The organism is Nocardia sp. Root136, from assembly GCF_001427185.1.
Lineage (GTDB): Bacteria > Actinomycetota > Actinomycetes > Mycobacteriales > Mycobacteriaceae > Nocardia > Nocardia salmonicida.
Map to the genome: position 1 here is coordinate 2,323,550 of NZ_LMFE01000001.1, position 26,306 is coordinate 2,349,855.

General features: G+C 66.1%; 25 protein-coding genes and 2 pseudogenes. 14 read left to right on the top strand and 13 right to left on the bottom strand.

Features of this window, described 5'->3' with window-relative positions; translation table 11 throughout:
• Positions 1-1,431 carry an MFS transporter gene (locus tag ASD42_RS10770; RefSeq protein ID WP_056813496.1) on the bottom strand — a complete coding sequence of 477 codons (1,431 nt, stop codon included), beginning with the start codon at positions 1,429-1,431 and terminating at the stop codon, positions 1-3.
• 74 nt (positions 1,432-1,505) lie between these two features.
• Here ASD42_RS10770 and ASD42_RS10775 point away from each other — a divergent pair, with 74 nt between their 5' ends.
• Both ASD42_RS10775 and ASD42_RS10780 read left to right on the top strand, forming a co-directional pair.
• A complete protein-coding gene (locus ASD42_RS10775) occupies positions 1,506-1,991 on the top strand; it encodes a MarR family winged helix-turn-helix transcriptional regulator (RefSeq protein WP_056813499.1) in 486 nt (161 codons plus the stop codon).
• 19 nt (positions 1,992-2,010) lie between these two features.
• Positions 2,011-2,334, top strand: coding sequence for a hypothetical protein (locus ASD42_RS10780; protein ID WP_056813502.1), 324 nt, complete (start codon positions 2,011-2,013; stop codon positions 2,332-2,334).
• Here ASD42_RS10780 and ASD42_RS10785 read toward each other — a convergent pair.
• Together ASD42_RS10785 and ASD42_RS10790 are read right to left on the bottom strand one after the other, a co-directional pair.
• Positions 2,331-2,615 carry a hypothetical protein gene (locus ASD42_RS10785; protein ID WP_056813505.1) on the bottom strand — a complete coding sequence of 95 codons (285 nt, stop codon included), beginning with the start codon at positions 2,613-2,615 and terminating at the stop codon, positions 2,331-2,333. The two genes, ASD42_RS10780 and ASD42_RS10785, sit on opposite strands and share 4 nt — an antisense overlap.
• Positions 2,616-2,934: 319 nt before the next feature.
• Positions 2,935-3,888, bottom strand: coding sequence for a DoxX family protein (locus tag ASD42_RS10790; RefSeq protein ID WP_056813508.1), 954 nt, complete (start codon positions 3,886-3,888; stop codon positions 2,935-2,937).
• Between the two features lie 121 nt (positions 3,889-4,009).
• On the opposite strand from ASD42_RS10790, the gene ASD42_RS10795 reads away from it, so the two are divergent.
• A complete protein-coding gene (locus tag ASD42_RS10795) occupies positions 4,010-4,624 on the top strand; it encodes a class I SAM-dependent methyltransferase (RefSeq protein ID WP_235569370.1) in 615 nt (204 codons plus the stop codon).
• On the opposite strand, the gene ASD42_RS10800 is transcribed toward ASD42_RS10795, so the two are convergent.
• From ASD42_RS10800 to ASD42_RS10830, 7 genes are all read right to left on the bottom strand, one after another.
• Complete coding sequence (locus tag ASD42_RS10800; protein WP_056813515.1) at positions 4,614-6,548, bottom strand: hypothetical protein; 1,935 nt, start codon at positions 6,546-6,548, stop codon at positions 4,614-4,616. The genes ASD42_RS10795 and ASD42_RS10800 overlap by 11 nt on opposite strands.
• Positions 6,549-6,650: 102 nt before the next feature.
• Complete coding sequence (locus ASD42_RS10805; protein ID WP_056813518.1) at positions 6,651-7,598, bottom strand: M56 family metallopeptidase; 948 nt, start codon at positions 7,596-7,598, stop codon at positions 6,651-6,653.
• A complete protein-coding gene (locus ASD42_RS10810; RefSeq protein ID WP_056813521.1) occupies positions 7,595-7,951 on the bottom strand; it encodes a BlaI/MecI/CopY family transcriptional regulator in 357 nt (118 codons plus the stop codon). The genes ASD42_RS10805 and ASD42_RS10810 overlap by 4 nt, the downstream gene beginning before the upstream one ends.
• Positions 7,952-8,026: 75 nt before the next feature.
• On the bottom strand, positions 8,027-8,548 hold the full coding sequence (locus ASD42_RS10815) for a hypothetical protein (protein WP_056813523.1): 522 nt from the start codon (positions 8,546-8,548) through the stop codon (positions 8,027-8,029).
• A 73-nt stretch (positions 8,549-8,621) separates the two neighbouring features.
• The gene (locus tag ASD42_RS10820; protein ID WP_056816021.1) at positions 8,622-9,578 is read right to left on the bottom strand and encodes an alpha/beta fold hydrolase; all 957 of its coding nucleotides are present in this window, start codon (positions 9,576-9,578) and stop codon (positions 8,622-8,624) included.
• Positions 9,579-9,706: 128 nt separating this feature from the next.
• Positions 9,707-10,573: an AraC family transcriptional regulator gene (locus ASD42_RS10825; protein ID WP_056813526.1), complete on the bottom strand. Its 867-nt coding sequence runs from the start codon at positions 10,571-10,573 to the stop codon at positions 9,707-9,709.
• 205 nt (positions 10,574-10,778) lie between these two features.
• Positions 10,779-12,083 carry a cytochrome P450 gene (locus ASD42_RS10830; protein WP_056813530.1) on the bottom strand — a complete coding sequence of 435 codons (1,305 nt, stop codon included), beginning with the start codon at positions 12,081-12,083 and terminating at the stop codon, positions 10,779-10,781.
• Positions 12,084-12,433: 350 nt separating this feature from the next.
• Here ASD42_RS10830 and ASD42_RS10835 point away from each other — a divergent pair, with 350 nt between their 5' ends.
• Together ASD42_RS10835 and ASD42_RS10840 are read left to right on the top strand one after the other, a co-directional pair.
• Positions 12,434-13,768, top strand: coding sequence for a lipase family protein (locus ASD42_RS10835; protein ID WP_056813533.1), 1,335 nt, complete (start codon positions 12,434-12,436; stop codon positions 13,766-13,768).
• 41 nt (positions 13,769-13,809) lie between these two features.
• Entirely contained in the window at positions 13,810-15,066 is a 1,257-nt protein-coding gene (locus ASD42_RS10840) for a PucR family transcriptional regulator (RefSeq protein WP_056813537.1), read from the top strand.
• A 27-nt stretch (positions 15,067-15,093) separates the two neighbouring features.
• Here the strand turns inward: ASD42_RS10840 and ASD42_RS33755 are convergent.
• A pseudogene (locus ASD42_RS33755) lies at positions 15,094-15,339 on the bottom strand (DUF933 domain-containing protein); the annotation flags it as partial.
• A 92-nt stretch (positions 15,340-15,431) separates the two neighbouring features.
• Between ASD42_RS33755 and ASD42_RS10845 the strand changes: the two are divergent.
• Together ASD42_RS10845 and ASD42_RS10850 are read left to right on the top strand one after the other, a co-directional pair.
• On the top strand, positions 15,432-16,415 hold the full coding sequence (locus ASD42_RS10845; RefSeq protein ID WP_162256200.1) for a type IV toxin-antitoxin system AbiEi family antitoxin: 984 nt from the start codon (positions 15,432-15,434) through the stop codon (positions 16,413-16,415).
• Complete coding sequence (locus ASD42_RS10850; RefSeq protein WP_156677421.1) at positions 16,408-17,229, top strand: hypothetical protein; 822 nt, start codon at positions 16,408-16,410, stop codon at positions 17,227-17,229. Before ASD42_RS10845 ends, ASD42_RS10850 begins: the two co-directional genes overlap by 8 nt.
• Positions 17,230-17,348: 119 nt before the next feature.
• Here the strand turns inward: ASD42_RS10850 and ASD42_RS10855 are convergent.
• Positions 17,349-18,337, bottom strand: a pseudogene (locus ASD42_RS10855) (redox-regulated ATPase YchF).
• A gap of 80 nt (positions 18,338-18,417) precedes the next feature.
• Positions 18,418-19,338, bottom strand: coding sequence for a quinone oxidoreductase family protein (locus tag ASD42_RS10860; RefSeq protein ID WP_056813545.1), 921 nt, complete (start codon positions 19,336-19,338; stop codon positions 18,418-18,420).
• Positions 19,339-19,530: 192 nt separating this feature from the next.
• Here ASD42_RS10860 and ASD42_RS10865 point away from each other — a divergent pair, with 192 nt between their 5' ends.
• The 7 genes from ASD42_RS10865 (at position 19,531) to yczE (ending at position 26,295) form a co-directional block, all read left to right on the top strand.
• A complete protein-coding gene (locus ASD42_RS10865) occupies positions 19,531-20,373 on the top strand; it encodes an AraC family transcriptional regulator (protein ID WP_056813548.1) in 843 nt (280 codons plus the stop codon).
• Positions 20,374-20,377: 4 nt separating this feature from the next.
• Positions 20,378-20,779: a VOC family protein gene (locus ASD42_RS10870; RefSeq protein WP_056813553.1), complete on the top strand. Its 402-nt coding sequence runs from the start codon at positions 20,378-20,380 to the stop codon at positions 20,777-20,779.
• Positions 20,780-20,904: 125 nt separating this feature from the next.
• The gene (locus tag ASD42_RS10875) at positions 20,905-23,157 is read left to right on the top strand and encodes a carbon starvation CstA family protein (protein ID WP_056813555.1); all 2,253 of its coding nucleotides are present in this window, start codon (positions 20,905-20,907) and stop codon (positions 23,155-23,157) included.
• 113 nt (positions 23,158-23,270) lie between these two features.
• Positions 23,271-23,441, top strand: a complete 171-nt coding sequence (locus tag ASD42_RS34335; RefSeq protein WP_131816778.1) for a YbdD/YjiX family protein — start codon at positions 23,271-23,273, stop codon at positions 23,439-23,441.
• Positions 23,442-23,509: 68 nt separating this feature from the next.
• On the top strand, positions 23,510-25,030 hold the full coding sequence (locus ASD42_RS10885; protein ID WP_056813558.1) for an Ada metal-binding domain-containing protein: 1,521 nt from the start codon (positions 23,510-23,512) through the stop codon (positions 25,028-25,030).
• A complete protein-coding gene (locus tag ASD42_RS10890; protein ID WP_056813561.1) occupies positions 25,023-25,535 on the top strand; it encodes a methylated-DNA--[protein]-cysteine S-methyltransferase in 513 nt (170 codons plus the stop codon). Before ASD42_RS10885 ends, ASD42_RS10890 begins: the two co-directional genes overlap by 8 nt.
• Positions 25,536-25,641: 106 nt before the next feature.
• Complete coding sequence (gene yczE, locus ASD42_RS10895) at positions 25,642-26,295, top strand: membrane protein YczE (RefSeq protein WP_084787064.1); 654 nt, start codon at positions 25,642-25,644, stop codon at positions 26,293-26,295.
• Positions 26,296-26,306 lie beyond the last annotated feature (11 nt).

Below are 26,306 nucleotides of genomic sequence, written 5' to 3' on the forward strand. Positions count from 1 at the left end.
TCAGTCGGCCTTCTTCTTCGCCTTGGGAATGCACAGGGTCAAGGCGATGGCGGCGACCGCACCCGCCATCGCGATGAAGAACGCGGTGTGGAACGCAGACCGGGTCGGCACCATGTGCGGGCCGAGGTGCATGGTCATGTGCGCGAGCACGACGCCCATCACCGCCGCCGAGGTCGAAGTACCGACGGACCGCATCAGCGAGTTGAGGCCGTTGGCCGCGGCGGTTTCGCTCAGCGGCACCGCGCCCATGATCAGCGCTGGCATGGCCGCGAATGCCAGGCCGACACCGCCCGCGACGATGAGCGCCGAGAGCACGATCTGCCACACGGTGTCCATCATGACGACCGCGCACAGGTAGCCGAGCGCGATCACCGCCGAGCCGAGCGCCAGCGTGAACTTCGGGCCCTTCTTCGCCGACAGCCGCGCCGACACCGGCGAGAGCAGCATCATCACCAGACCGGTCGGCGCCATCGCCAGGCCGGCGACCACCATCGACAGCCCGAACCCGTAGCCGGTCTGCTTCGGGGCCATGAGCAGCTGCGGGAACGTCAGCGACATGCCGTAGAGCGAGAAGCCGACCGCGATCGAGGCCATATTGGTGAACAGCACGCGCGGACGAGCCGACACGCGCAGGTCGACCAGCGGTGCGGACCGGCGCAGTTCATAGGCGCCCCAACCGAGGAAGCTCACCAGCGACAGACCGAACAGCGCGAGGATCGAACCGCTCGCCCAGCCCCAGTCGGCACCCTTGGTGATGCCGATCAGCAGCGCGAGCAGGGCGATCGACAGCCCGATCGCACCACCGAAATCGAAGCGCGCGGGCGTGCGCACCGGCGACTCCGGCACGAACACGAAAACCAGCACCGCGCACACCACGCCGAGCCCGGCCGCGGTCCAGAACAGCATGTGCCAGTCCGTGTTCTGCGCGATCAGCGCCGAGAACGGCAGGCCGACGGCGCCGCCGACGCCGAGGGTCGCGCTCATCACCGCCATCGCGCCGCCGACCTTCTCGGGCGCGAGCTCGTCGCGCATGATGCTGATCCCCAGCGGGATCGCACCCACCGCGACGCCCTGCAGCGACCGGCCGAGCACCTCGGGCAGCAGCGAGCTCGACACCGCGCAGACCACCGAGCCGACGATCATGAAGCCGAGATTGATGACGAGGATTCGCCGCTTGCCGAACATATCGCCGAGCCGTCCGGCGATCGGCGTCGAGACCGCACCCGCCAGCAGGGTGGCGGTGACCACCCAGGAGGCGTTGGAGGCCGAGGTGTTGAGCAAGGTCGGCAGCGTCGGAATGATCGGGATGACCAGCGTCTGCATGAGAGAGACGACGATGCCGACCGTACTGAGCACCGCGATCAGCACGGCCGGGGCCGGGCGGCGGGCTTCGGGGAGGGCCGGCGTGACGTCGGCGGCAGTTACAGACACAAATATGCACGCTACACAGGGTGTGCATGGTACACAATTTGTGTCGGGGGTCACTCACGCGACATAGTTGGCACATGTCCGATTCCGGCGCCGCCGACGACACCCCGTTCACCCGCCTGGTGTTCGAGTTGAACCTGATCTCTCGGCACTTTCCCACGACCACCCGCAGGCGCCCCGGTTTCCTCCTCGACCGATCGGCGTTCCTCATCCTGACCAGGCTCGATCTCGGTGAACCGCTGAGCCTGCGCGAGCTGTCGGAGTCGTTCCAGCTCGATATCTCCACCATCAACCGCCAGGTCGGCGCGATGCTGAAACAGGAACTGGTGCAACGGGTCCCCGATCCCGACGGCGGCGTCGCCCGCAAGATCAAGACCACGGCCGACGGCAAGGCCGCGCTCGAAGCCGATCGACGACACCGCAGCAGCGACATCGGCAAAGTCGTCGCCGACTGGGACGTCGACGATGTCGCCGACCTCAGCAGACTGATGCGCAAATTCAACCGGTCGGTCGAACAGCTGGAGGAAAACCCTTGGCCCAGACCGCCGCGCAGCGATAGCTGATCACGCTAAGCTGCGCGGCGTGGTCACTCACCGGTCTACCCGCCCGAGCTGGCTTTCCTGGGACAACTACTTCGTCGGCGTCGGCGGCCTGGTCCTCGGCCTGTGCTTCGGCACCTGCGCCGCGCTGATCGCCGGGCCAGGACACAATCTCGCCGCGATCGCCCTAGTCGCGCTCGCCGTGATCTGCATCCTGCCCGCGCTGCTGCGCGCCCTCGGCGAACTGAGCGTGTGGGCGCGGCTGGCGATCCTGCTGATCGGCTTCGCGCTACTGCTACCCGCGATTCTGCTCAGCGGCGAGGTGCGCGACTGGGCGGCCGAGCGCTGGGAAAAGGCCTGGAACTAGATGTTGCGCATCGGGATCGACAGCAGGACGCGCAGGGTGTTGTGGATGAACTGCGCCGACTGCCAGGTGAGATAGGAAGCGACCGCCGGATCGATCGACGCCGACGCGGCCGCCGACCCTGTCGCCGAGTTCGCGGATCCGCTGGCCGAGCCCGACGCCGAGCCCGAACCCGGAAGTGCGGCAGCGGTTCCCGCCGAACCGAGCAGGCCGATGGTCACCGCCGCCCCTACCGCCGCGGCTCGAACGGCATACAGCTTGGACGTTTCACGACCGGACAACATCAGATGAATCCCACTCTGTCGAAAAGCATTGCGAATGCCCAGTATTCACACCAGAACCCACCGCCAAACCTGAATCGCCGGGATTGCCCCGATGTTCGGTTCGCACGGTGAGTTCGTCGGTAAGCCCGACCCCGGCTTTATGGTGCGCCACAGCAGGTGACAGCGCCAGACCACGATTATCGGGGCATTCACGTACAGACCGGGCGGTTGGCAGCTGACGTCCGCTCGACCCCGGTCAGGTAGCCGCCGTGCCGCGGCGGAACACAACGACGCCGGGGTCCGCCACCTTCTCAGTGGCAGATCCCCGGCGCGGGCTTTTCTATCGCCTCGACCACCGGCGTGCGGGAGCTGCGATCTCCTCACGCTCCCGTGCCGCGGCGGCCAATTCCGAGCCGCGTTCGCGGGCCGTCTCGACCAGAATCGTGCCTCGTTCGCGCGCGGCTTCGGCCAGCTCCGGCCCCTTTTCCTTGGCGACCTCGGCAATCTGGGCGCCGCGGGTGCGCGCGGCCTCAGCCACCTCGGGGCCACGGTCCTTCGCCACATCGACCAGGTGCGCACCGCGGGTTCGCACAGCCTCGGCCACCTCGGGGCCACGGTCCTTGGCGACCTCCACCAGGTGGGCACTGCGGTTGCGCACCGCGTCGGCCAGCTGTGGCCCCCGTTCGCGAGCGATCTCGGCCAGCGCGCTGCCGCGCTCGTTCGCGATCTCCGCCAGATGCGCGCCCTGCTCGTGGGCCACATCGGCGAGATGCGCGCCACGAACCTTGGCCGCGGCGGCGATGGCGGCGCCTTCGGCCGCGATGCGGGGCTCCTCCCGCGAGAATGCCCGACGCGCCCGCCAGCCGAGCGACGGCTTGCCCTCGGTGTCGGCAGCGGCGATCATCAGCCCGCCGAGCAACCCGAGGTCCTTCAAGAACCCCACCCGCTTCGCGGCCTTGCGGTCCGGGTCGTTCTCGGCCCAGAAGTCCTGCTCGGTGACGGTCCCCGGCACCACGGTCGCGGCGAGCACGAGGGCCGCGGGTCGCGGCGCCCGTCCACTGGCCAGCAACAAGCCACCCACCACCTGCGCCGCGGAGTTGATGCGCACGAATTGACTCGGATCATCGGGCACCCGCGCGGCCAGTGCGTCGGGCAGACCGGTCCTGCCCTTGTCGGCCAGCGCGTTCGCGGCGGCGGCGCGGGGCTTCTGATTCATCAACCCGTTCACTCCGGCGGCCACGAATGTGGTCCCCAGCAGCGCGCGAGCAATGCGTCGAACAGGCTTGATCGGCATCGTCGATCCCTTCGTGTCTACGACTGGGAAAACGGCTCCCTACATTCGACTACCCGGGTCTTGCCATCACAAACGATGGACGAGACAGGGCATGCCCTGTCCAGTGACTACCGTCGACCGGGTGCCCGACAACACCGTCCAAGCCGCCTACACCGCCGTCCACAACCTCTACATCGAATCCTTCGGCTCGCCCACCGACCTCGACCCCGAAGACACCGCCTTCGCCGGCACCCACCTTTCCCCGGGCCCGGTCCTCGACCTGGGCTGCGGACCCGGTCACTTCACCAAATTCCTCACCGACGCGGGCATCCCCACCACCGGTGTGGACCTCGTCCCAGAATTCATCGCCCACGCCAGATCGGCCTACCCAAACATCGCATTCGAACTCGGCTCGCTTCGAGCGCTCGACGCCCCCACCGAGTCCGTTCCCGGCATCCTCGCGTGGTTCTCCCTCATCCACATCGACCCCACCGAACTTCCCGGCGTGCTCGCGGAATTCCACCGGGTGCTCACGCCGGGCGGCCGACTGGTGGTCGGCTTCTTCGAATCCACCGACCTGGTCGAACCCTTCCCGCACAAGGTGACCACGGCCTACCGCTGGCCGACCGACCACCTGTCCGCGACCCTGCGCGCAGCCGGATTCGCCGAACTCGGCCGCCTCCACCACCCCGCATCCGGAAACGTCCGGCCGCACGCGGCCCTGGCGGTCAGCAAGGTCCGCGCAACTACCGTCTGACCTGATCCCACAGCCGCAGGTACACCTCGGCGCCGTGGAAGACGTCGGTCATGATCTCGGGGCCGCCGAGGATACGGACTGCTTCGAGCCAGTCGGCGTAGGTCCCGTAGGTCGCGGTGCCGTCGGTATTGATGTCGAACGTTCGCTCGCCCCACTGCTCCCGGTCGAAGGTCACCTGGCCGTCGTGCGAGACGAACGGATATCGCACGACATCGGCTCCCAGCGCCGCGCCCTGGCCGGCGATGCCGTTCATATCCGAGCCGAAGCCGAAGCCGAAATCGCTGTTCGGCCGAGGCGCGGCCTTGGCTTCGCGCCAGGCATTCACGAAACCGGCTGGGCCACCAGCGTAGGGAGTCACGAAACCGCCTGCGGCATAGACGCGTTCGGTGGTGCGGGGCGAGTCCCAGCCGTGCGAGGACAGCACACCGGCGTAGTCACGCTTTTCGATGATGGACATGACTTCGTCCGCGGTGGCTTCGCTCAGATGATCGACTTCGATGAGGAAGCCGTGGTCGATCATCCGGTTGATCAGGTACGCGCCCAACTCGGTCAGACCGCGGGCATTGCAATGCGACCCCGCCGGGTACAGCGGCAACGGTGCGCCGCCGAGCAGCGGCCCGGTGAGATTCGCGAGGAATTGATTGATATGGCCGGCGATGGGCACCGAGATCTGAGTGCTGTCCTGTTCGGCGCCGGAGCACGGCTGCACGTTCCAGAACGTGCCGGTTTGCATGAAGTTGCCCGCGTTCACCAGCAGGCCGGTGACGTCGTGGTCCATCTTCGTGCCGCCGAAGGCGTTGTCGAATTTGTGGACGGGGAAGAAGCTGCTGACTCCGATGCTCCTGAGCTCGGTCAGCCAGCGGTCCACATCGGCGCGGCCGCACTCGGGTTGTCCGAGAAAGACTCCGCAGCCCATCGGGTCGGAGAGCTCCATCCCGAGAACGACGGCGAGTTTGCCCGACGCGGCGACCCGGCGCGCTTCGCCCGGTTCGGTGACGATCCGAAAGAAGCCTTGTCCGGGCCCACCGGCCTGAGCATCGATGTAGTCCTGCAGTCCGCGCAGGCTGTTCGCCTGGAGACGTACGGAAGCCATATCGTCGCAAGGGTTTCGGCGGTCGGTCAGCATGGTGCACAGTGACTCGTTGTCGACCAGGTCGACCGTCATCACTCGCAGCCCCGCCTTCCACGAGCGCTCGATGCTGGTCCAGTAGGTGCCTTCCGCGGTGAGCACGGAGGGCTTGGGCCAGTCGCGGAAGGTGGGCCAGCCACGGGTATCGGCGCCGTGGAACGGTTCACCGTAGTCGAGGAAGTCGGCGACCAGACCGTTGGTGCCGGTGCGATATTGCGCGCAATCGGGCAGGGCGGAGGTCACCCCGTAGGGATGCCATGGGCGGCCGCAGTGGAAGTTTCCGCCCATGAACTCATAGGCGGTCACATGCGCGTGCGCGTCTATGGCGCCCACGATCGCGCCGTCCGCGCCGACGCTGGGGCCCGGCGTTCCCACCGCACCGGTTCGGGCCTCGGGGAAGTCCGCGCAACCGGTATCGGCGACGAAGTCGGCGGGCGTGCTGGTCGTCGACGCGGCATTGGTGAGAGTGAAACCGCCTGCGCCGGAACCGTCGACCTTCCACACCGCGGCGGGTGACGGATTCTTCGCGGGGACGATCGACCCCGCCGATGCTTCCAGCACCTCACGATTGCGCCCGTAGAGGAGGTATTCGCCGAGTCCTGTCGCGCGCATCCGATAGGGCCCCGACGCCGGAACCAGCGGTCCGGCCGGAGTGGTGATCCGGTAGCAGCCGTCGACCAGCGAATAGCGGGTCTGTTCCGGGGCCGCGGTCGCCCACCCCGAGCAGCCGGGCACGGCGAGCCCCGCGACCGCCAGGATGGTCGCGGCTGTCAGGCGAAAGATGTTCGGATGCAAGGGTTCCCATTTCTGACCTAGATCTGTTTTACATTTGACGCGCACGACCGGCGCACGCCCTTTCGGTCAAAATACTATGGAACATAGTTTTTCGTGCGGTTCTCAGACCACGAGCAACACCATCGCCGCGCTCAGCCCGACCACGACGACCGACGCGACGGGCGCGAGCAACATCGTCACGAACAGCATCACCGTCGCCGTGCGGCGTGCCGCCGAACGGGACTCCGGCGCGGCCCCCAGACACTTCAGCCGCATCGCCAGTGATTCGTCGACCAATCGCAGCGGTGATGTCGGTGTCGTCGCGCCGTGCGCGGCAACCGTGTGCAGCGCGGCCGAGAGAGCGCGAGGGTCGGTCGAGGTCGCGGCCGCGCGGTCGGCGGCGAACTCGACAAGGGTGGTCATCGCGGCCGGGGCGGCGGCGAACAGCGGAATCCACGAAAAAGCTTGGGCGAGAACCTGACAGGCTCCGACGATGTGATGGTGGAACCCGCGTAGATGCGCGTGTTCGTGCGCGAGCACGGCACGCCACTGCGTGTCGGTGAGACAGCGCTCCAGACCCTCGGTGACCACGACGAAGCCGCCGCGCCCCGCGACGCTGTAGGCCAGCGGAACCGAGTGCTCGAGCCGCACCAGCTTCCCGCCGACGGCATCGACGCGGCCCACGATCTCCACCAGCTCCCGGTGCCTGCGACGCAGCGCCGCCGTACGCCCCCGGTGCCCGACAACGGTTCGCGCCAGCTGCCCGGTCGGCACGATCATGCCGATCACCGCGACCGGCATGATCAGCCCCGCCGTCATGGTGACGACCGTGGGCTCGACCGCGGCCAAGCTCGCCACCCACCTGCCCGCGGACAGATTGCCCGGCGGATCACCCGGCCAGGCCAACGCCACCAATGCCAGCACGCCGCACCCGATGGTGGCGGCGACCGCACCCAACCACGCCGTCATCCCGACGGCCGGGGCAGCGGTGAAATCGATGCGCGCGAGCGCTGCGGGAACGAGCACCGCCAACGCGATTCCCGCGGCCAGGAGCGCCGTGATGAGGATCATGGTCCGTCGGCGAGGCCGCGGCGCAGCGCCTCGACCTCGCGCTCGCTGGCGGTGCTCACCAGGTGCAACAGCACCGCGGAGGAATCGGGACTGGCGTCGAGGATTTCGCGCAGCAGATCCGTGGTCGCCTCGGCCCTGGTTCGGGTGGGCCGGTAACGATAGGACCGGCCGATCTTCTCCCGCTGAACCCAGCGCTTCTCCCACAGATGCGTCACCACCGTCAACACCGTGGTGTAGGCGGGAGTCCGATCGTCGCTGTCCAGCCGCTCGACCAGATCATGCACAGACAGCGCGTCGGAACTGTCCCACAGCACCGCCATCACCTGGCTCTCGAGCGCACCCAGGCCCTTCATCACTCCCCCTCGCCCGAGCATTCACGTCCGGCTGCCCAATTTACTATTCCGCATAGTTTTCGGGTCGTAACCGCGTCAGTTGTTTACGGCGTCAGCGATCCGCCGAGCGGCCTCGGCGGGCGTGATCTCGGAGGTGTCGACAACCTCGGCCTCGCTGTGCAACCAGGTACGCGCGGCCTCCGCGTAGGGCTCGAGGTACTGGAGTCGAAATGACGAGGGGCCGAGAACGGTGTCACCCTCGATCCGCCCACGGAGGGTGTCCTGGTCGGCGTGCAGGACGAAGTGCCGGACGGGTATCGCATGCCGCGCCAGCCCGGTGCTGATCTCCCGCCAATACTGCTCGACCAGCACGGTCATCGGCATCACCAGCGTGCCCCCGGTGTAGTCGAGAATGTGGCGGGCGGTCTCGACCACCAGCGGTCGCCACGGTGGCCAGTGCTGGAAGTTGTTCGTCGCGGGCAGCCCCGGCGTGACGTCCATGAGCGTCTCACCGACCTTCTCGGCGTCGAACACCCGCGAATCCGGGATCAGCTTCTGCACGAGCGCACCGGTCGTCGTCTTACCCGCGCCGTGGGTGCCGTTGAGCCAGACGATCACAGCCCCGGACCCTAGCAGGAGCGTGGAACTGCAGCGTGCCGCGAGACTTGCCAGCCGATCGAGCAGCCGGGACTCAGGCGGCGAGGGCCAGCTGAGCGCGCTCGGGGCGGTCGACGTTGGCTGCTCGGCCGACCAGTCGGGCGATGGCCTCGGCGACCTGCGCGGGCTGTTCGAGGATCACCGAGTGGCCCGCGCCGTCGATCTGCACGAGGTCTGCGTAGTCGACGGCGGCGGCCATGGCGACCGAGTGGGACGGGGGCGTCATCAGGTCGGCGGAGCCGCACAGGATCATGGTCGGGATGGTCGAGAGCGTGGCCAGAGCGGCGGTGCGGTCGAAGGTCTTGAAGGCGCTCAGAAAGGTCGCCATGGTGACGATCGACGTCGCGTTGTGCATCGCCTCGGCCAGCGCCAGCACGCGCTGACTGACCTTGCGATCGCCGAACTCGGCGGTGCGCACGACCGGGGCGAAAACCTTGCAGGCCAGCACCTTCGCGTGCTGCATCAGACGCGGTGCGCGCCGAACCGCGGCCTGGAAAACAGGGACGATCGGGTTGTGCAGCAGTCGGCCGAAGCCGGCGTCGGCGAGCCCACTCGCGGCGGTGGCGACAAGCCCGACGCCGACGATGCGGGTCCCGACCTCGTGCCGGTACTGGTCGACGTAGGTCAGGACGGTCATGCCACCCATCGAATGCCCGACCAGCACGACCGGCCCGGTCGGGGCGACGGCGTCGAGCACGTCGTGCAGATCATGACCGAGCTGTTCGATGTTGTAGGTCTTCCTCGACGCCGCAGCGGAGTCACCGTGCCCGCGATGGTCGTAGCAAACAACCTTGGCGCCGACGTGCTCGCGCAGCAGCGCGTCCCGCACATCGGTCCACGACTCGGTCCGCAGGCAGTGTCCGTGGATCAGGACAACCGTCATGTGCGCATCCCGCGCCCCGTACTCACGAACCGCGAGGTCAACGCCGTCACCGGTCGACACCGAAACACGACGCTCGGCTGAGCGGGCAAGTGTGCTGATGTTCGACATCGGAGCCTCCGGTTCGCGTGTGGTGACAACATCCACTCTGCGCCGAATCGGGGCCCCTCATCAGGGCCCCGAGTACTGAGCCGGCTCCCCCGAGGGTGCACAGAACACCACCTTGGTGTCGCGGCGCGTCAGCTCCGTTCGACGGGGAGCCACAACTCGCACGTCGCGGTGCTGAAGTCGTCGGCCCGTTCGAGCACCGAGACGATGGACGGGCCCGGACGCAGTCGCCAGGGGTTCGAGGGGAACCACTCCGTCGCTGTTGCGGCCCACGCGTCCTGAAGCTGTTTCGGATGTTCACCCGTCGTGCCGAACACCGCCCACATTCCGGCGGGAACCTCGATCGCGTCGAGGTCCTCTTCGACGGCGGTTCCAGCGGCGACAGCGACGCCGTGCAGGTAGGTCAGCTCACTGTCCTGCGTGTAATCCGGATCGACCTCCGCGCTCACCTGCAACAGGCCGCCGGGCTCGGTGTTGCTGAGCTGCGCGAGGCGCGCGTGCTCTGCCGCGGGCAGCGACGCGATGTGCGCTTGGATATGTGGGTTCACACCCTCGTGGATCAACGGCACGCGAGCGGCGTGGCCGATGAGTCGGAACGAGGGCTGTTCGATGATTCGGGCATCCATGGCGGTGCTCCCTTCGACGGTCAGGCGGAACCTGAGTTGCGATTGACTTCGAAGGGGGCCGCCGTCGCGTCGAACGTCAGAGGGCCGTACGCCGTGAACAGCACGGAATGCTCGCCCGAATGCCTCGGTCGACCCGTACCCGTACCGGACGGCGATCGTCAGCAGATCCTCGCCCCCGATCACATCGGCCGCGGCGACCGTCATCCGTCGCCGACGGATGTAATCGGACAGCGGCATCGCCGCCAACGACGAGAACATCCGTCGCAGGTGGTATTCGGTAGTTCCCGATCGTGAGGCGAACGCATCGACGTCGACCTCCGCACCGAGGTGCTCTTCCACCACAGTGACGAGGCGGTTCAGTAACTCGATCACGGCTACCCCCTTCCCGAACGATTCTCGTCAGCCGAAGACCTGCCCGCCCGATACTTTCGGCCCGATCCGATCGGGTGCCGCGCACTGGTGCGGTCGCATACGAAAACCGCCTTCCGACAAACTTTTTCGGCGGAAAGCACGGATTCGAACTATCGACAGATCTCGGTGAGGCGAGCCCCGCGCGACGGCGGGTGTGGTGAGCGGGTCAGCTGATGGACGAATGGCTGCGTACGCGCGGACCGGTGTGCGCGGGAAGGTGCTGATAGCCGTGCAGGGTGAACAGCGGCCGACGGGTGGGCGGATGGGTCAATCGCAGATGCGGGAAGGTCTCGAACAGCGCGCGCAGGGCATGCGCCGCTTCCATCCGGGCCAGACCGGCGCCGAGGCACACATGGCTACCGCTGCTGAAGGACAGATGATTCTTGGCGTTGTCCCTGGTGATATCGAACCGGGCCGGGTCGGTGAACACGGCGGGGTCGCGGTTCGCGCCGGCCAACGAGAGCACCACGGTCGACCCCTCGCGCAACTCGAGACCACCGATCTCCAACGCCGTCCTGGTGGTGCGAGCGGTGGACTGCACCGGCGGATCGATCCGGAGGATCTCCTCCACGGCGTTGGGCCAGAGGTCCGGCTCAGCCTGCAACCGGGCCAGCTGTTCGGGGTGCTCGAGCAGCCAGACGACGCCCTTGCCGATCAGGTTGACCGTTGTCTCGAAGCCCGCGGCCATCAGCAGGGTCGCCGACGCGCACAGTTCGTAGGTGGACAGATCGCCCGAGGTGACCAGGCTGCTGAGGATGTCGTCGCCGGGCTCGGCACGGAGTCGCTCGAGGTGGTCGACGAGATACCGGTGCAGTCGCTCCGAGGATTCCATCGCCCGCTGGTGCGTCTGCCAAGAGATCCCGAGATCGAGCAACGGACTGATCTCGTCACCCCAGTGCAGGAACATCTCACGGTCGGCGTCCGGGAAGCCGAGCATCTCGGAGATGATGGCGATGGGCACCTGCGCCGCGTACCGCGTCACCAGGTCGGTGGGCCCGTCGTCGGGCAGCTCCGCGAGCAGTTCCCCGGTGACCGTCTCGATCCTGTCGCGCAGCCGGGCGATGGCACGCGGGGTGAACGCCGTGGAGACCGGTTTGCGCATCCGGGTGTGCTCGGGCTCGTCGACCACCAGCATCGACGGCGGATCCATCAGATTCGGCGGAAGAGGCTGACGCTCCAGCGCGCGCAACACCGGCCCCGGTATCCCGAACACAGTCGGAATACCGACACCGAAACGGCTGTCGCGCAAGATCTCCCGGACCATGTCGTGATCGAAGGTGATCCACACCGGAAGGGCGCGGATCAACCCACCCTCCCCACGCATCTCCTCGATCAGCGCGTACGGATTCTCGATCCCCTCCGCACCGCCGATCAACCGAGCGAACGGATTGCCACGACGAAGCAGGATCTTCTTGAACAGCAGGACCAACCCGTGGTTGTTGACCCACCGATACATGTAATGCGGTTTCATCGAGCCCCTCCGATCGTCGAACCGGCGAATCCCTTGGGTGCTACGAATATCACACGTTTGTAACGAAAATCACAGGTTACGCGGAACCTGCCGGAAGGAGATCTCGAGACCTTCCGACTCCCATCCACTGAGTGGGTTTGGTGGCAGTACTGGCGCGGTCAACCCGAAGCATCGGGCCAGCAAACCCGATCGAGCCTGGTGAAGTGCACTCGGATCGGGTTGTGCACACGCACTAATGTTGACATTCACTGCTGGGATCGTGCCGAAGACTCCGCACTGTGTCATGCGATGTTCTTGTTCGAGGTGCCGGGAGGCTTTCGACACTTCATGGCAATGACGCTGGAGGTTCAATGGGTAAGACATGGTTGCGACACTGGACTGTCGCGACGCTATCCGCGGCAACTGTACTGGTCAGTGCCGGTACCGCGGCGGGTGATCCCACCGATATCGCATTCCCTCCAGACCAGAACCAACTACCGCAACTACCGTCCGAACCGCAGATCTACGATCTGCTGCCGATTCCGACGCCCTCGGAAGACCCCTGGTACAACGATCCGGACGACCTCGCCTCCTACGCGCCCGGGCAGATCGTTCGCACGCGGGAGGTCCAGACCCGCCTGATCGGCATCCCGTTCCCGGTTTACACCAAGCAACTGCTGTTTCGATCGAACGATGTCCACGACAATCCCATCGTGACAGCCACGACCGTCATCATCCCGGGCATTCCGTGGCAGGGCAGTACACGGCCGGTGCTGTCGTTTCAGGAAGCCATCGACTCCACCAACTCCTCCTGTAATCCGTCGTACACATTGCAGGTCGGCACGATGAAGGAGTCCGCGCTTGCAATCTACTGGCTGATGCAAGGCTTCGCCCTCAACGTCCCTGACTTCGACGGCAAGTTCAACACGTTCAACACCTACGCCGAGGGCAAGATGGTGCTGGACAGCTTGCGAGCGGTGAAGAACGATGCGGGACTGGGCCTGGCGGATGCCGGCATCGCGCTGTACGGGTACTCCGGTGGCGGCTCAGGATCGATTCGCGCAGCCGAACTGCGCGCCACCTACGCGCCTGATGTGCGGCTGCTGGGCACGGCCGTGGGCGCCACCCCCGGCAGCCTCACAGGAATCGCGCGATACGCGGTGCAGCCGCAGACCGGACTCGCGGGGATCGGCAACTTCACCATGTGGCTCGGGCTCGTAGCCTTCGCGCGGGAATACCCGGATGTGTTCCGGCCCGAGGAGTTGCTGACCGAGGAAGGCCAGCAACTACTCCGCGATTTTCAGTCCCGCTGTGTCATCACCCTCGCACCGTCGGGAATATATCGCCCGCTCAGTGCGTATTTCAAACCGGGCAAATCACTGGAAACCGAGCCCGCCATCATGCGGGTGCTGGAAGACAACAGCCTCGGCAAACACATACCGGACACCCCGATCCTGTGGTGGCACGGTATCTGGGATGAGGTCGTGCCACCGTCGACAGTGCTGCCGACAGTGAACAAGTACTGGGACAGCGGTGCGGACCTGCGGTTCACCACCGTTCCCCTTCCTGAGCACGGGGTGAACGCTGTCACCGGCTGGATTCCGTCGGTAGCTTGGACCAGCGCAGTCCTGCGCGGCTTTCCTCCGGGCCCGACGTTCAATCTCGGGTTCCCCGCACCGCTGCCCGAAGGATTCCCGGGCTCTTGAGCCCATCGATCGACGCGGGTACCGGCGTCTCAGGAGGGCACATGACCCAGATGTATTCCCCCGAGCCCGGGCTCGCGCGCGATAAGCGGTGGCAGCAGGTGGTCGAGCGGACGCACGCCAAAGCGGCAGGCTTGGCCGCCGCCCTCAAGACCGATGATCTGCTGCCCCACTCCATGCTGGACGCGGACTTCGTACCGAGCGTCCAACTCAACATTGCACTGTTCTTCCGGTCGCTCACCGTGGACCACGAACTGTCCAGAGAAGACACCCTCCCGATCGTCGAGCGGGCGATGCGATTGGTCCGTGACGGTATGTCCCTCGAGGAGATCCTGACCAATTACCGGGTCGGCACCGCATTCCTGTGGAGTCAGTCCATCTCGATCCTCGAACCGGACGAGTACCCGCTGCTGCCGGAACTCGGGCTGCACCTGACCAACTACCTCAACCTGGTGGTCACACACATCGCCACCGCCCTGATCGAGGACAGCCGCCAGCCACGCTGGGACATCCTGGAACGCCAAGGCGAGATCGCTGCCGACCTGCTGGCTGGACGCGAGATCAGCGGCTGGACAGGCGCGCCCGAGATACCCATCGCGGAATCGTTCCTCGTTGCCGCGGTACGGCTCGGCGAACCCGCGCCCGGCACGCTCACCGCCCTACGCAACCGGCTCGGGCAGCTCCCTGGCACCTTCCTCTACCGCGACAACGGCGGCTGGATCGCGCTCGTCCCTCTGCGCCCGGTCGACGAAGACGATCCGGCGGCAGCGCTGGCCAGCCGTATCGGGTTGTCCAGCAAGGCTGCTCGGCCCGAATGCTGGATCGGCGTCGCGACCGCCCTCACCCGGGCGGACATCCCCGGGGCCTATATCGAAGCGCACACCGTCGCCGAGACAGCCCGCGCCCTTGCCCGGCCCGAAACAATCTGCACCCGAAGGCACATGATGTTCGAATACTCTGTGGCTGCGGGCGGAGCCACGCTCAACGCCCTGGCCGCGCTGCTCGATCCGCTCGCCGATCATCCTGCGCTGCTGGAGACCCTCGACGCGTTCATAGACAGCGAGTTCAACCACAACGCCGCCGCCCAGGCACTCTTCATCCACCGCAACACCGTCACCTACCGGCTCTCCCGCATCACCGAACTGAGCGGCTACGACCCCCTGCTACCCAGTGGCGTTTCCACTCTCATGGCCGCGCGCGTCGCCCAGCGCATCGTTACCTACCCAACCACTTCAACCCGATCACGGGAACCGACTAGAGCCCCATCCAGTTCTCCGGACGGGGCTCAACAACGTCGATGATGCAGGCTCAAAGCCTTTGGGGCTACATCACACGTTGAAGCGGAACTCGACTACGTCGCCGTCGACCATGACGTAGTCCTTGCCTTCCATACGGACCTTGCCCGCGGCCTTCGCGGCTGCCATGGAACCCGCGTCGACGAGGTCGTTGAAGGCGACGATTTCGGCCTTGATGAAACCGCGTTCGAAGTCGGTGTGGATGACGCCGGCGGCCTTGGGGGCGGTGTCGCCCTGGTGGATGGTCCAGGCTCGGGATTCCTTGGGGCCTGCGGTGAGCTCCAGGGCAGATTCGTCGTCGTTGAAGACTGTGCCGAACAGCCGAGCAGATAGTGTTCAATATTTATGGTTGTTCAGTTAAAATGAACAATATGACCGACCGAACGCGACACGATGACATCGAACGCTCCCTGGCTCAGATGCTCGCGGAGTACTCGATCGAAATCTCCGTGCAGCGCTGGACGTCGGAACACACCGCGATTGTCGATGTGCGCCGACAAGGTTTCCATACGACCTATCGGTTGGCCTGGTTGCCGCACGTAACCCTGTCAGAGCTAGCACGAATCGACCAGCAAGATCACACGCATCGGCTGCTGGTGACCGGACCACGGGTCACAAGTCGAACTGCTGAGGCCCTGGTTGCCACAGACATCAATTACATCGACTACGCGGGAAATGCGCACCTGGACTTCGGGCCAGTCCTCATAGACGTCCGTGGACGCTCCGGCCCGACCAAGGTATCGAGCCATCGCGCCGCAGACGCCAACCTGTTCAGCGGCAGACGAATGCAGGTCCTCTTCGTGCTCCTCAACTGGCCGAACTCGGCGGAGATGCCAGTTCGCCGGATCGCTGAGGCTGCTGGGACATCGGTAGGGATCACGCAGTCGACGCTCGAGGTCATGAAAGAATCCGACTATCTGATCGGCAGATCGCTCCACCGCCGCGACGAACTGATCGATCTATGGGCCGCCGCTTTCAGAGGCGCACTACTGCCGAAGATCCGGAATCTCTCCTTCCGCGGAAATATCGACCACTGGTCTGCACCTGCCGGATGCTTCGTGAGCGGCGAGTCGTCTGTCGAAATGATCAGGCAGCCACAGACACTCACAATCTATGCTGAGAAATTCGACCTCGCAGAGGCCGTTCGCAATCGCTGGCAGAAGTCCGAAGATCCGAACATCGAGGTTCGCCATAAATTCTGGGAAGCACCCGAATGGGCTACACCATCCGGTGGACGGGGCATCTTCGTCGGGTCTTCGGCCCCTCCACTGTTGGTTTACGCAGATCTCCTGGCCTCGAAGGAGCCGCGGCAATCCGAGGTGGCGAGAAGCTTGAGGAAGGACCATCTTGTTTGACATCGCCCGCATCGATCAAAGGTCAGTTGATCTGGTAGACCGTGTGGTGGTTGCGCTCGTTTCAGGCGTCGAGACGAACGGCGCGTCGATCATGATCATCGGTGCGCAGTGTCGCGACTTGCTACACACCGGATTCGGCCGCATCGATCAACTTCGCCGCACATACGACGTCGATGTCGCGATCGCCGTCGACGGGGATGCCGAATACCGACGAATCGTCGCGGTACACCCCCGGTCGGGAACCACTGACATCCGATTTTCGATCGCAGGAATGGTGGTCGATGTGGTGCCGTTCGGCGACATCGAAGATCCTACTGGGACGACCCCCTTACCGGGCAGGAAGGAGGGCATTGACGTTTTCGGCTTCCGCGAGGTATTCATGCATTCGCTCGAATTGCGACTTCCGAGCGGCTATCAGGTGCGGATTCCGACGCCAGCGGGCTACACCGCGCTGAAGTTGAAGGCTTGGTGCGATCGATCCGCCATCGGCGAATACAAGGACGCCGATGACATCGCAACCGTTTGTACCTGGTACCACGGCGACGCCGACATCACGGCTTCGCTCTACGAAGCACGCACCGATCTGCTGATCAGAGCTGAACTAGACGTCGACCTCGCATCACTGCATCTTCTCTGCGAGGAGATCGCAAGCCTTCTCGGTCCCGTTCGGCTCGCTGAACTCTCAGCAGCATGGAGCCACACGGATCGAGAGCTACTCGCCCATCACTTCGCGCGGCATCAGTCAAGAACACTTCCCGATCTCGCGGCGGCGCAACGGGCGATACTGGCGCTGAACTACCTACTTGTCAGCTGATCGACCGAAAGCATCAGAAATGGCGCGCAGATCGCTGTTATCTCGGAGACCGGCCAGTGTCACCTCTGAAGGCAATTCATGCGCCTGGGGCTCCGTCAATTGCCCTCAGGCGCAGCGAATTATACGTTGAAGCGGAAGTCGCAGACGTCGCCGTCGACCATGACATAGTCCTTGCCTTCCATGCGGACCTTGCCCGCGGCCTTGGCGGCTGCCATAGAACCCGCGTCGACCAGGTCGTTGAAGGCGACGATTTCGGCCTTGATGAAGCCGCGTTCGAAGTCGGTGTGGATGACGCCGGCGGCCTTGGGGGCGGTGTCGCCCTGGTGGATGGTCCAGGCTCGGGATTCCTTGGGGCCTGCGGTGAGGCGGATTCGTCGTCGAGTTCGAGGAGCTCGGCTTCCACCTTGGCGTCGAGGAAGACCGCGTCGGCGGGGGCGACGGTGGCGCGCAGCTCGGCGAGCTTGGCCTCGTCGGTGAGGACGGATTCGTCGGCGTTGAAGACGTAGAGGAACGGCTTGATGGTGAGCAGGGAGAGCTCACGCAGCAGGTCGGCGTCGATCTTCTTACCGGCGGCGAAGAGGGTGGTGCCCTCATTGAGGAAGCCCTCGGCGGTCTTGGCCGCGTCGAGCAGGGGCTTGCGGTCCTTCTTGACCCTGGCTTCCTTCTCGAGACGCGGGATCGCCTTCTCGAGGGTCTGCAGGTCGGCGAGGATGAGCTCGGTTTCGATGACCTCGATGTCGGCGGCGGCATCGACCCGGCCGTCGACGTGGATCACGTCGTCGTCGGCGAACACGCGCACGACCTGGCAGATCGCGTCGGCCTCACGGATGTTGGCGAGGAACTTGTTGCCGAGACCAGCGCCTTCGGAAGCGCCCTTCACGATGCCGGCGATGTCGACGAACGACACCACGGCGGGCACGATCTTCTCGGAACCGAAGATCTCGGCGAGCTTGTTCAGGCGCGGGTCGGGCAGCGGGACCACGCCGACGTTGGGCTCGATGGTCGCGAACGGGTAGTTCGCGGCCAGCACGTCGTTCTTGGTCAGCGCGTTGAACAGCGTCGACTTTCCGACGTTGGGCAGGCCGACGATTCCGAGGGTGAGGCTCACAAGGACCAGAGTCTACGGGTCCGCGACCGCGCCCGAACCACCGGAACCCGCCCCGTCGGCCGGGGCGGGTCGAGCAGCGATCAAGGTACGAGCACGACCTTGCCCAGGTTGGCGCGCTGCTCGATGACCGCGTGCGCGGCAGCGGCGTCGTCGAGTGCGAACTCGGCGTGCACGACCGGGTGCAGCAGACCGGAGGCGTAGTACTGCCAGACCTCCTGGCGCAGGTCCTCGTAGCGGGCCGGGTCGCGCTGGGCGAGACGGCCGATCCGGAAACCGGTCAGGGTCTTGCCGCCGGCGAGGAGATCCTCGGTGTCGACGAGGCCGCCGCCGGTGCCGTAGGTGACCGCGCGGCCGCCTTCGGCGAGACCGGCGAGGGTGCCGTCGAGACCGGTGCCGCCGACGCCGTCGAGGGCGTAATCAGCCTGCTTGCCGCAGTGCAGCTCGCCGTAGGTGAAGACCTCGTCGGCGCCGAGTTCGCGCACGAAATCGATCTTCGACTCGTCGGACACCGCGCCGACCACCCAGCTCGCTCCACGCACCCGCGCCAATTGCACCGCGAGGTGGCCGACACCGCCGGCAGCGGCGGTGACCAGCGCGGTTTCGCCCTCACGCGGGGTGGCGGTGTCGAGCGCGCCGAGCGCGACGAGCCCGCTGCGCATCAACGCGACGGCATCGACCGCGGAAGCGCCGTCCGGGATGGCGGAAGCCTGGTCGACCGCGAGCACGACGTACTCGGCATAGGCGTCGGAAGTACAGAGCCCGACCACGCGATAACCGACGCCGTATCCGTCGACCCCGTCACCGACCCCGACGACCTCACCGGCGACTTCGGCACGCATCTGCGTGACCGGCGCGGCACTGATCCGCCGGATCGCCGACAGCGTCACGCCGATGGCCTCGACCCGGACCAGCAGCTCACCGACACCGGGTACCGGCATCTCGGCCGCGACGACCTCGAGCATCTCCGAACCACTGCTGCGCTCGTACTGAACCCGCCGCATGACACCTCCTACAGAATTGAGCGAAGGCGCAACATTAACCGGCTGACCTCGCGTTTCCACAGGCCATCGACCTACGAGTGCTAAATCTCACCGCCTCCGCCGCATGACGGAGAGCACCTTCACGGTCCGGTTACCCCGCAGCGATGCCCGAGACGCGTGGGTAATCCCACACCCCCGGCGTAGCGTTGCCCTATGGAGGCGACCACGGAGGTGGTGACCGCGGCCCCCGCGCCGGTGTTGGCAGCGTTCATCGACCGGTACGTGGGCTATCGGCTCGCGGGTTTCGAGCCCGGCTTGCACCGCGGCCTGCCATCACGGCACATGACGTTCATCGTCGCCATCGGCCCCACCATCGATGTCATCGAGCAAACCGATCCGCACCAATCCCCCGGCAGCTATCGCTGCGTACTGAGCGGCTTGCAGGCGAGCCCAGCGATGATCGCGCACACCGGTTTTCAAGAAGGTGTGGCGATCGAACTGACCCCGCTGGGTTGCCGGGTGCTGTTCGGCATGCCCGCGAGCGAACTGTGGGACACCTCGATCGAATGTTCCCAAGCGCAAAGCACTCTCGGTGACCAACTCGCCGATGCCGTGCAATCCCACCAGGATTGGCCGAGTCGATTCGCCGCGTGCGACCGAGCCCTGACCGCGGCGGCGCGAACCGACACTCTCGCCGGTCCCGAATTGACCTGGGCCTGGCGCGCTCTCGTCGAGACCGGCGGCACCTATGCGATCAACCCGCTCGCCGATCGGATCGGTTGGACCCGCCAACACCTGACCCGCAAGTTCACCGCCGAATTCGGCGCGAGCCCGAAACTGGCTGCGCGGATCATCCGGTTCGAGCACGCCAGGCGCATGCTGGTGAGCACCCCGTCCTATATCTCCATCGCCCAGGTCGCGAACACCTGCGGCTACTACGACCAAGCTCACCTGAACCGCGACTTCGCCGAACTGGCCGGCGTGGCCCCCACCGCCTGGCTCGCCGAGGAGATTCCATCCGTCCAAGACCCGGAGGCCGGACCAACGAGAGGCTGAGCACATGGAAACTTCACCGAACACCATCTGGCCCTGCCTCGCCTTCGACGACGCCCGCGCCATGGTCGAATTCCTCACCACCGCTTTCGGTTTCGAAGCAACTGCGGTCTACGCCAGGGATAATGACGACTCCGTCGTCGAACACGGCGAACTGCGCTGGCCGGGCGGCGGCGGCGTCATGTTCGGGTCCACCGGCCGCGACGACAGCCCCTTCGGCACGCGCCCACCGGGCGTCGCCAATCTCTACCTGGTCACCGACGGGCCCGACGCGCTCTACGACCGGGCGAAGGCCGCGGGCGCGAGGATCATCCGCGACCTGCGCGACGAGGACTACGGCTCCCGTGGCTTCAGTGCCGCCGACCCGGAAGGCAACCTCTGGAGCTTCGGAACCTACCGGGGCGAATGACCAGCTGAACAAAATTTCATTCTGCGCACGATCGTGTGCGAACCTCTCCGTCGCAGTTCTGCGATCAGCTACGTTGTCGATTGCTTCACCCGAGGCTCTGCGCGTTATACAGGAGAGTTGAGTCAATGGCGACCATCGAACATCTGCGGACCGATCCGGACTTGCCTCCGGTCGGTGTCGTCGATCGCACGCCGATCACGCCCGCCAAAAAGGCCGTGTTCGCGGGGATCGCCGTACTCGGCGCTGTCGCGTGGACGATCATCGCGTTCGTGCGCGGCGAGTCCGTGAACGCGGTGTGGATCGTGATCGCGGCGGTCTGTACCTACATCATCGCCTACCGCTTCTACGCGCGGTTCATCGAGTGGAAGATCACCAAGCCGCGCGACGACGTGGCCACGCCCGCCGAAATCTATGACAACGGCAAAGATTTCATGCCGATGGACCGGCGGGTGCTCTACGGACACCACTTCGCCGCCATCGCGGGCGCCGGTCCGCTGGTCGGTCCGGTGCTGGCCGCGCAGATGGGTTATCTGCCCGGCACCATCTGGATCGTCGTCGGCGTGGTGTTCGCCGGCGCGGTGCAGGACTACCTGGTGCTGTGGGCCTCGACCCGTCGACGCGGCCGCAGCCTCGGCCAGATGGCGCGTGACGAGCTCGGCGTCGTCGGTGGTGTCGCGGCGATCGTGGCGATTCTGGTGATCATGACGATCCTGCTGGCGGTGCTGGCGCTGGTGGTGGTGAACGCGCTCGGCGAGAGCCCGTGGGGTGTGTTCTCCATCGCGATGACCGTCCCGATCGCCCTGTTCATGGGCATCTATCTGCGGTACCTGCGGCCGGGTGCGGTCGGCGAGGTCTCCGCGATCGGCATCGTGTTGCTGCTGGCCGCGATCATCGGCGGCGGCTGGGTATCCGAAACCGAGTGGGGCGCGGACTGGTTCACCCTGTCGCGCACCACCATCGCGTGGTGCCTGATCGCCTATGGCTTCATCGCCTCGGTGCTGCCGGTGTGGCTGCTGCTCGCCCCGCGCGACTACCTGTCGACGTTCATGAAGGTCGGCACGATCGTGCTGCTCGCGGTCGGCATCCTGATCACGATGCCGGTACTGAAGGCGCCCGCCGTCTCCGAATTCGCGCACACCGGCGCCGGTCCCGCGTTCGCGGGCAGTCTGTTCCCGTTCCTGTTCATCACCATCGCCTGCGGTGCGCTCTCGGGTTTCCACGCGCTGGTCTCCTCCGGCACGACGCCGAAACTGATGGCCAAGGAATCCAACGCCAGGATGATCGGCTACGGCGGCATGCTGATGGAGTCGTTCGTGGCGATCATGGCGATCATCACCGCCTCGATCATCGACCAGCACCTGTACTTCGGCATGAACGCCTCGGCCGGACTCACCGGCGGCACGGCCGAAGGTGCTGCCAAGTTCACGAATTCGCTCGGCCTGTCCGGCCCGCCCGCGACGCCGGAACTGTTCACCGACGCGGCCGCCGATGTGGGCGAGAAGTCGATCGTCTCGCGCACCGGTGGCGCACCGACCCTTGCGATCGGCATCTCCGATGTCTTCTCGCAATTCCTCGGCGGCTCGACGATGAAGGCCTTCTGGTACCACTTCGCGATCATGTTCGAAGCGCTGTTCATCCTCACCACCATCGACGCGGGCACTCGTGTGGCGCGCTTCCTGGTCTCGGACGCGCTGGGCAACTTCGGCGGCGGGTTCAAGAAATTCCGTGATCCGTCGTGGCGGATCGGCGCCTGGCTGTGCTCGCTGATCGTGGTCGCGGGCTGGGGCGGGGTGCTGCTGATGGGCGTCAATGATCCGTTCGGCGGCATCAACGCGCTGTATCCACTGTTCGGCATCGCCAACCAGCTGCTCGCCGCGATCGCGCTGATCGTGGTGCTCACGATCATCGTCAAGCGCGGGCAGTGGAAGTGGGCGTGGATTCCCGGTGTTCCGCTGGCGTGGGATCTGGTGGTCACGATGACCGCGTCCTGGCAGAAGATCTTCTCCGACGATCCCAAGGTCGGTTACTGGAAGCAGCACAGCCTGTGCGAGGCGGCCAAGGACGCGGGCAAAGCCTGCCTGACGGCGAAGACGCCCGAGCAGGTCGACATCGCGATCCGCAACACCTTCATCCAGGGCACGCTGTCGATCGTGTTCGCGGTGCTGGTGCTGATCGTCACCGTCATCGGTGTGCTGGTGTGCGCGAAGGCGATCCGCACGGGCACGGTGACCAGCACCGAGTCCGAGGAGCAGCCGTCGAAGATCTTCGCCCCCAGCGGTTTCGTCGCCACGGCCACGGAGAAGAACGTGCAGAAGGAGTGGGACGCGTTGATCGCCGAGGGCAAGGTGAGCGCGCCCGGATCGGCGCACGTCTCGTGAGTGTGGTCAGGGACGCGGACGGCCGATTCAGTGGATCGGCCGTCCGTGCCCCTGCGGTTGTCGCCGGCGGTCTCGGTGGGCCTCGAGAGATTCTTCGGCGAGTCTGGGCGGCCTTGCGTGGCATCGCCCGCTGGTACAGCGCGATCAACGGCGGCCAGGATTACGAGCGCTACGTCGAGCACCTGCGCCGTAATCATCCGGCGGCTCCGGTGCCGTCGGTGCGCGACTACTGGCGCGAACGCTATGCCGAGGCCGAGCGGAATCCGACCAATCGCTGCTGCTGATCCGGGTTCACGCCCCTGAGGGATCGGTGGCCGATTTCCGCTAGCACCTCGCCGGGACGGGTGCCATTGTGGAACTCGTGACCATCACTGCTTTGGACTTCGAGGGCTGCTACCGGGCGGTCTCCACCCGCGACTCCCGCTTCGACGGGCAGTTCTTCACCGCGGTGCGCACGACCGGCATCTACTGCAGGCCCTCGTGCCCGGCGATCACCCCCAAGCGGGCCAATGTGTCGTTCCTGCCCACCGCGGCGGCGGCGCAGCAGGCCGGTTATCGCGCCTGCCGTCGGTGCCTGCCCGATGCCGCGCCCGGTTCACCGCTGTGGAATGTGCGCGCCGACCTGGCCGCGCGGGCCATGCGGTTGATCGGTGACGGGATGATCGAGCGGGGTGGGGTGCCAGGGCTGGCCGCCACCCTCGGTTATTCGCAGCGTCAGCTCACGCGGGTGCTCACCACCGAACTCGGAGCCGGCCCGCTCGCGCTGGCCAGGGCACATCGCGCGCACACCGCGCGGCTGCTCATCCAGACCACCGAGATGCCGATGTCGGATATCGCGTTCGCGGCCGGATTCGCCAGTATTCGGCAGTTCAACGACACCGTGCGCGAGGTGTTCGCGGTGAGTCCGACGACGATGCGGACCGAGTTGCGCCGATCGCCACGCGCCGATGTCGTCGCACCGGGCACGCCGGGTCTGCTGACATTGCGACTGCCGTATCGCGAGCCGCTCGATACCGGCTGGCTGGCCTGGTTCCTCTCGTCACACGCGGTGCCGGGGATGGAGCTGTGGGAGGACGGCGTGTACACGCGCAGCCTGCGTACTCCGCACGGCCACGCGACAATTCGGCTGTCGTTTCAGCCGGGGCATGTGCGGGCCGAGTTGGCGCTGCGGGATATGCGCGATCTGGCGCCGACCGTGGCCCGGGTGCGGCATCTGCTCGATCTGGACGCGGATCCGCTGGGGATCGACGGTGCGCTCGGGATCGGTTCCAGTGAATCGGGTGAGGCCGTCACGGGGCACGGGTTCACATCGGGAATCCGCGTACCGGGGTGCCTCGATGGCTCGGAGTTGTTGTTGCGCACCATGATCGGGCAACAGATCTCGGTGCGGGCGGCGGGGACGCATACCGCGCGGCTGGTGGATGCGCTCGGCGAGCGGATCGACGGGCCGGTGCCTCGACTGTTTCCGACGGCCGAAGCGGTCGCCGAGCGCGGCGCCGAGGTGTTGACCGGGCCCGTGCGCAGGGTTAACGCCATCGTTGCCGCGGCACGAGCGATCGCCGACGGCGAACTGGTCCTGCATTCCGGTCGCACTGCCGCTGACCTGCGGCACGACCTGCTCGCGCTCGACGGGGTCGGGCCATGGACGGCCGACTACGTCACCATGCGGTCGCTGGCCGATCCCGACATCCTGCTCGACACCGACCTGGTGGTTCGCCAGGGCGCGGAGCGAGCGGGAATCGATCTCGACGACACCACCCACTGGGCGCCGTGGCGCTCCTATCTGTCCATGCACTTGTGGAAGACCGCGCTCGAACATCGTGGCGCGCTTGTCCGTGAACCTTCTTTCCAGGAAGCGAAACACCATGACTGACACTGCTCTTCGTCTCGCCGATGTCGCGACGGTCACCACGCCGATCGGCCCGTTCACCACCGTCGTCGACACCGACGGCGCCGTACTCGCCTCGGGCTGGACCGGAGACGCGGCCACACTGACCGGCCTCATCCACGCCACCTTGCGCCCGGCCGAACTGCGGCAGCGAGATTCACTCGGCGCGGTCACCCAGGCCGTCGTCGACTATCACGCGGGCGATCTCACGGCGATCGACGCGGTTCCCGTGCGCCAACAGTCGGGCGAGTTCCTGGTCCACGCCTGGGAAGTCCTGCGCAAGGTGCCAGCGGGCGAGCCGGTGACCTATACCGAGTTCGCCGGACTCTCCGGGCGTCCGGCGGCCACGCGGGCAGCGGCCAATGCCTGCGCGCGCAACTCCGCCGCGCTGTTCGTGCCGTGTCATCGCGTGCTGCGGATCGGCGGCGCGCTCGGCGGCTTCCGGTGGGGGCTGGAAGCCAAGGCCTGGTTGCTCGCGCACGAGAGCTGAGTAGGCGACAGTGCCGGAGCGGTGTGACGGTTCTCGATGACAGATCAGTCCAGCTATCCCAGATTGGCTCTTTTTTCTAGGTCCAGTCGGCGGGATTCTATTACCTATGCTCACTCGTCGCCTGGTCGCGCTCTACGTCGGTTTGTGGTTGTACGGGACATCGATGGCAGTGATGATCCGGGCGGGACTCGGGCTCGACCCGTGGGATGTGTTCCATCAGGGGGTCGCCGCGCATGTGCCGTTGAGTTTCGGGGCGGTGACCGCGCTGACCGGGATCGCTGTGCTGCTCGCCTGGATCCCGCTACGACAGCGGCCGGGGCTCGGGACCATCAGCAATGTGGTGGTGATCGCGATCGCGGTCGACGTCGGTTTGTGGTTGATTCCGGCCGTGGACGCGCTGTGGTTGCGGGTTATGGCCATGGTTGCCGCGGTGGTGGTGAACGCCGCGGCGACGGTGCTCTATATCGGTGCGGGCATGGGTCCGGGACCGCGCGATGGACTGATGACTGGACTGGTCGGCCGAACCGGCTGGCCGGTCTGGTCTGTTCGGACCGGCATCGAAGTCTCGGTGCTGACCACCGGCTGGTTCCTCGGCGGCAGCGTGGGGATCGGCACGCTGGTCTACGCGTTCGGGATCGGGCCGCTGGTCCAGCTGATGATCCCGCTCGTCGACGGCCGTCTTCCCGGATTCACACCGATCGTTCGCCGGGAAGCTGAGCTGCCTGTGGAGCGTCCGCAAGCCCCGGCCGCGCCGTGCTGATCGCTTCGTCG

What these genes read in the sequence shown, in the direction of transcription:
- ASD42_RS10775 (WP_056813499.1), top strand. Translation starts at nt 1,506, where the DNA reads ATGTCCGATTCCGGCGCCGCCGACGACACCCCGTTCACCCGCCTGGTG.
- ASD42_RS10785 (WP_056813505.1), bottom strand. Translation starts at nt 2,615, where the DNA reads ATGTTGTCCGGTCGTGAAACGTCCAAGCTGTATGCCGTTCGAGCCGCG.
- ASD42_RS10790 (WP_056813508.1), bottom strand. Translation starts at nt 3,888, where the DNA reads ATGCCGATCAAGCCTGTTCGACGCATTGCTCGCGCGCTGCTGGGGACC.
- ASD42_RS10805 (WP_056813518.1), bottom strand. Translation starts at nt 7,598, where the DNA reads ATGATCCTCATCACGGCGCTCCTGGCCGCGGGAATCGCGTTGGCGGTG.
- ASD42_RS10810 (WP_056813521.1), bottom strand. Translation starts at nt 7,951, where the DNA reads ATGAAGGGCCTGGGTGCGCTCGAGAGCCAGGTGATGGCGGTGCTGTGG.
- ASD42_RS10820 (WP_056816021.1), bottom strand. Translation starts at nt 9,578, where the DNA reads ATGTCGAACATCAGCACACTTGCCCGCTCAGCCGAGCGTCGTGTTTCG.
- ASD42_RS10830 (WP_056813530.1), bottom strand. Translation starts at nt 12,083, where the DNA reads ATGAAACCGCATTACATGTATCGGTGGGTCAACAACCACGGGTTGGTC.
- ASD42_RS10835 (WP_056813533.1), top strand. Translation starts at nt 12,434, where the DNA reads ATGGGTAAGACATGGTTGCGACACTGGACTGTCGCGACGCTATCCGCG.
- ASD42_RS10840 (WP_056813537.1), top strand. Translation starts at nt 13,810, where the DNA reads ATGACCCAGATGTATTCCCCCGAGCCCGGGCTCGCGCGCGATAAGCGG.
- ASD42_RS10845 (WP_162256200.1), top strand. Translation starts at nt 15,432, where the DNA reads ATGACCGACCGAACGCGACACGATGACATCGAACGCTCCCTGGCTCAG.
- ASD42_RS10860 (WP_056813545.1), bottom strand. Translation starts at nt 19,338, where the DNA reads ATGCGGCGGGTTCAGTACGAGCGCAGCAGTGGTTCGGAGATGCTCGAG.
- ASD42_RS10865 (WP_056813548.1), top strand. Translation starts at nt 19,531, where the DNA reads ATGGAGGCGACCACGGAGGTGGTGACCGCGGCCCCCGCGCCGGTGTTG.
- ASD42_RS10870 (WP_056813553.1), top strand. Translation starts at nt 20,378, where the DNA reads ATGGAAACTTCACCGAACACCATCTGGCCCTGCCTCGCCTTCGACGAC.
- ASD42_RS10875 (WP_056813555.1), top strand. Translation starts at nt 20,905, where the DNA reads ATGGCGACCATCGAACATCTGCGGACCGATCCGGACTTGCCTCCGGTC.
- ASD42_RS10890 (WP_056813561.1), top strand. Translation starts at nt 25,023, where the DNA reads ATGACTGACACTGCTCTTCGTCTCGCCGATGTCGCGACGGTCACCACG.
- yczE (WP_084787064.1), top strand. Translation starts at nt 25,642, where the DNA reads ATGCTCACTCGTCGCCTGGTCGCGCTCTACGTCGGTTTGTGGTTGTAC.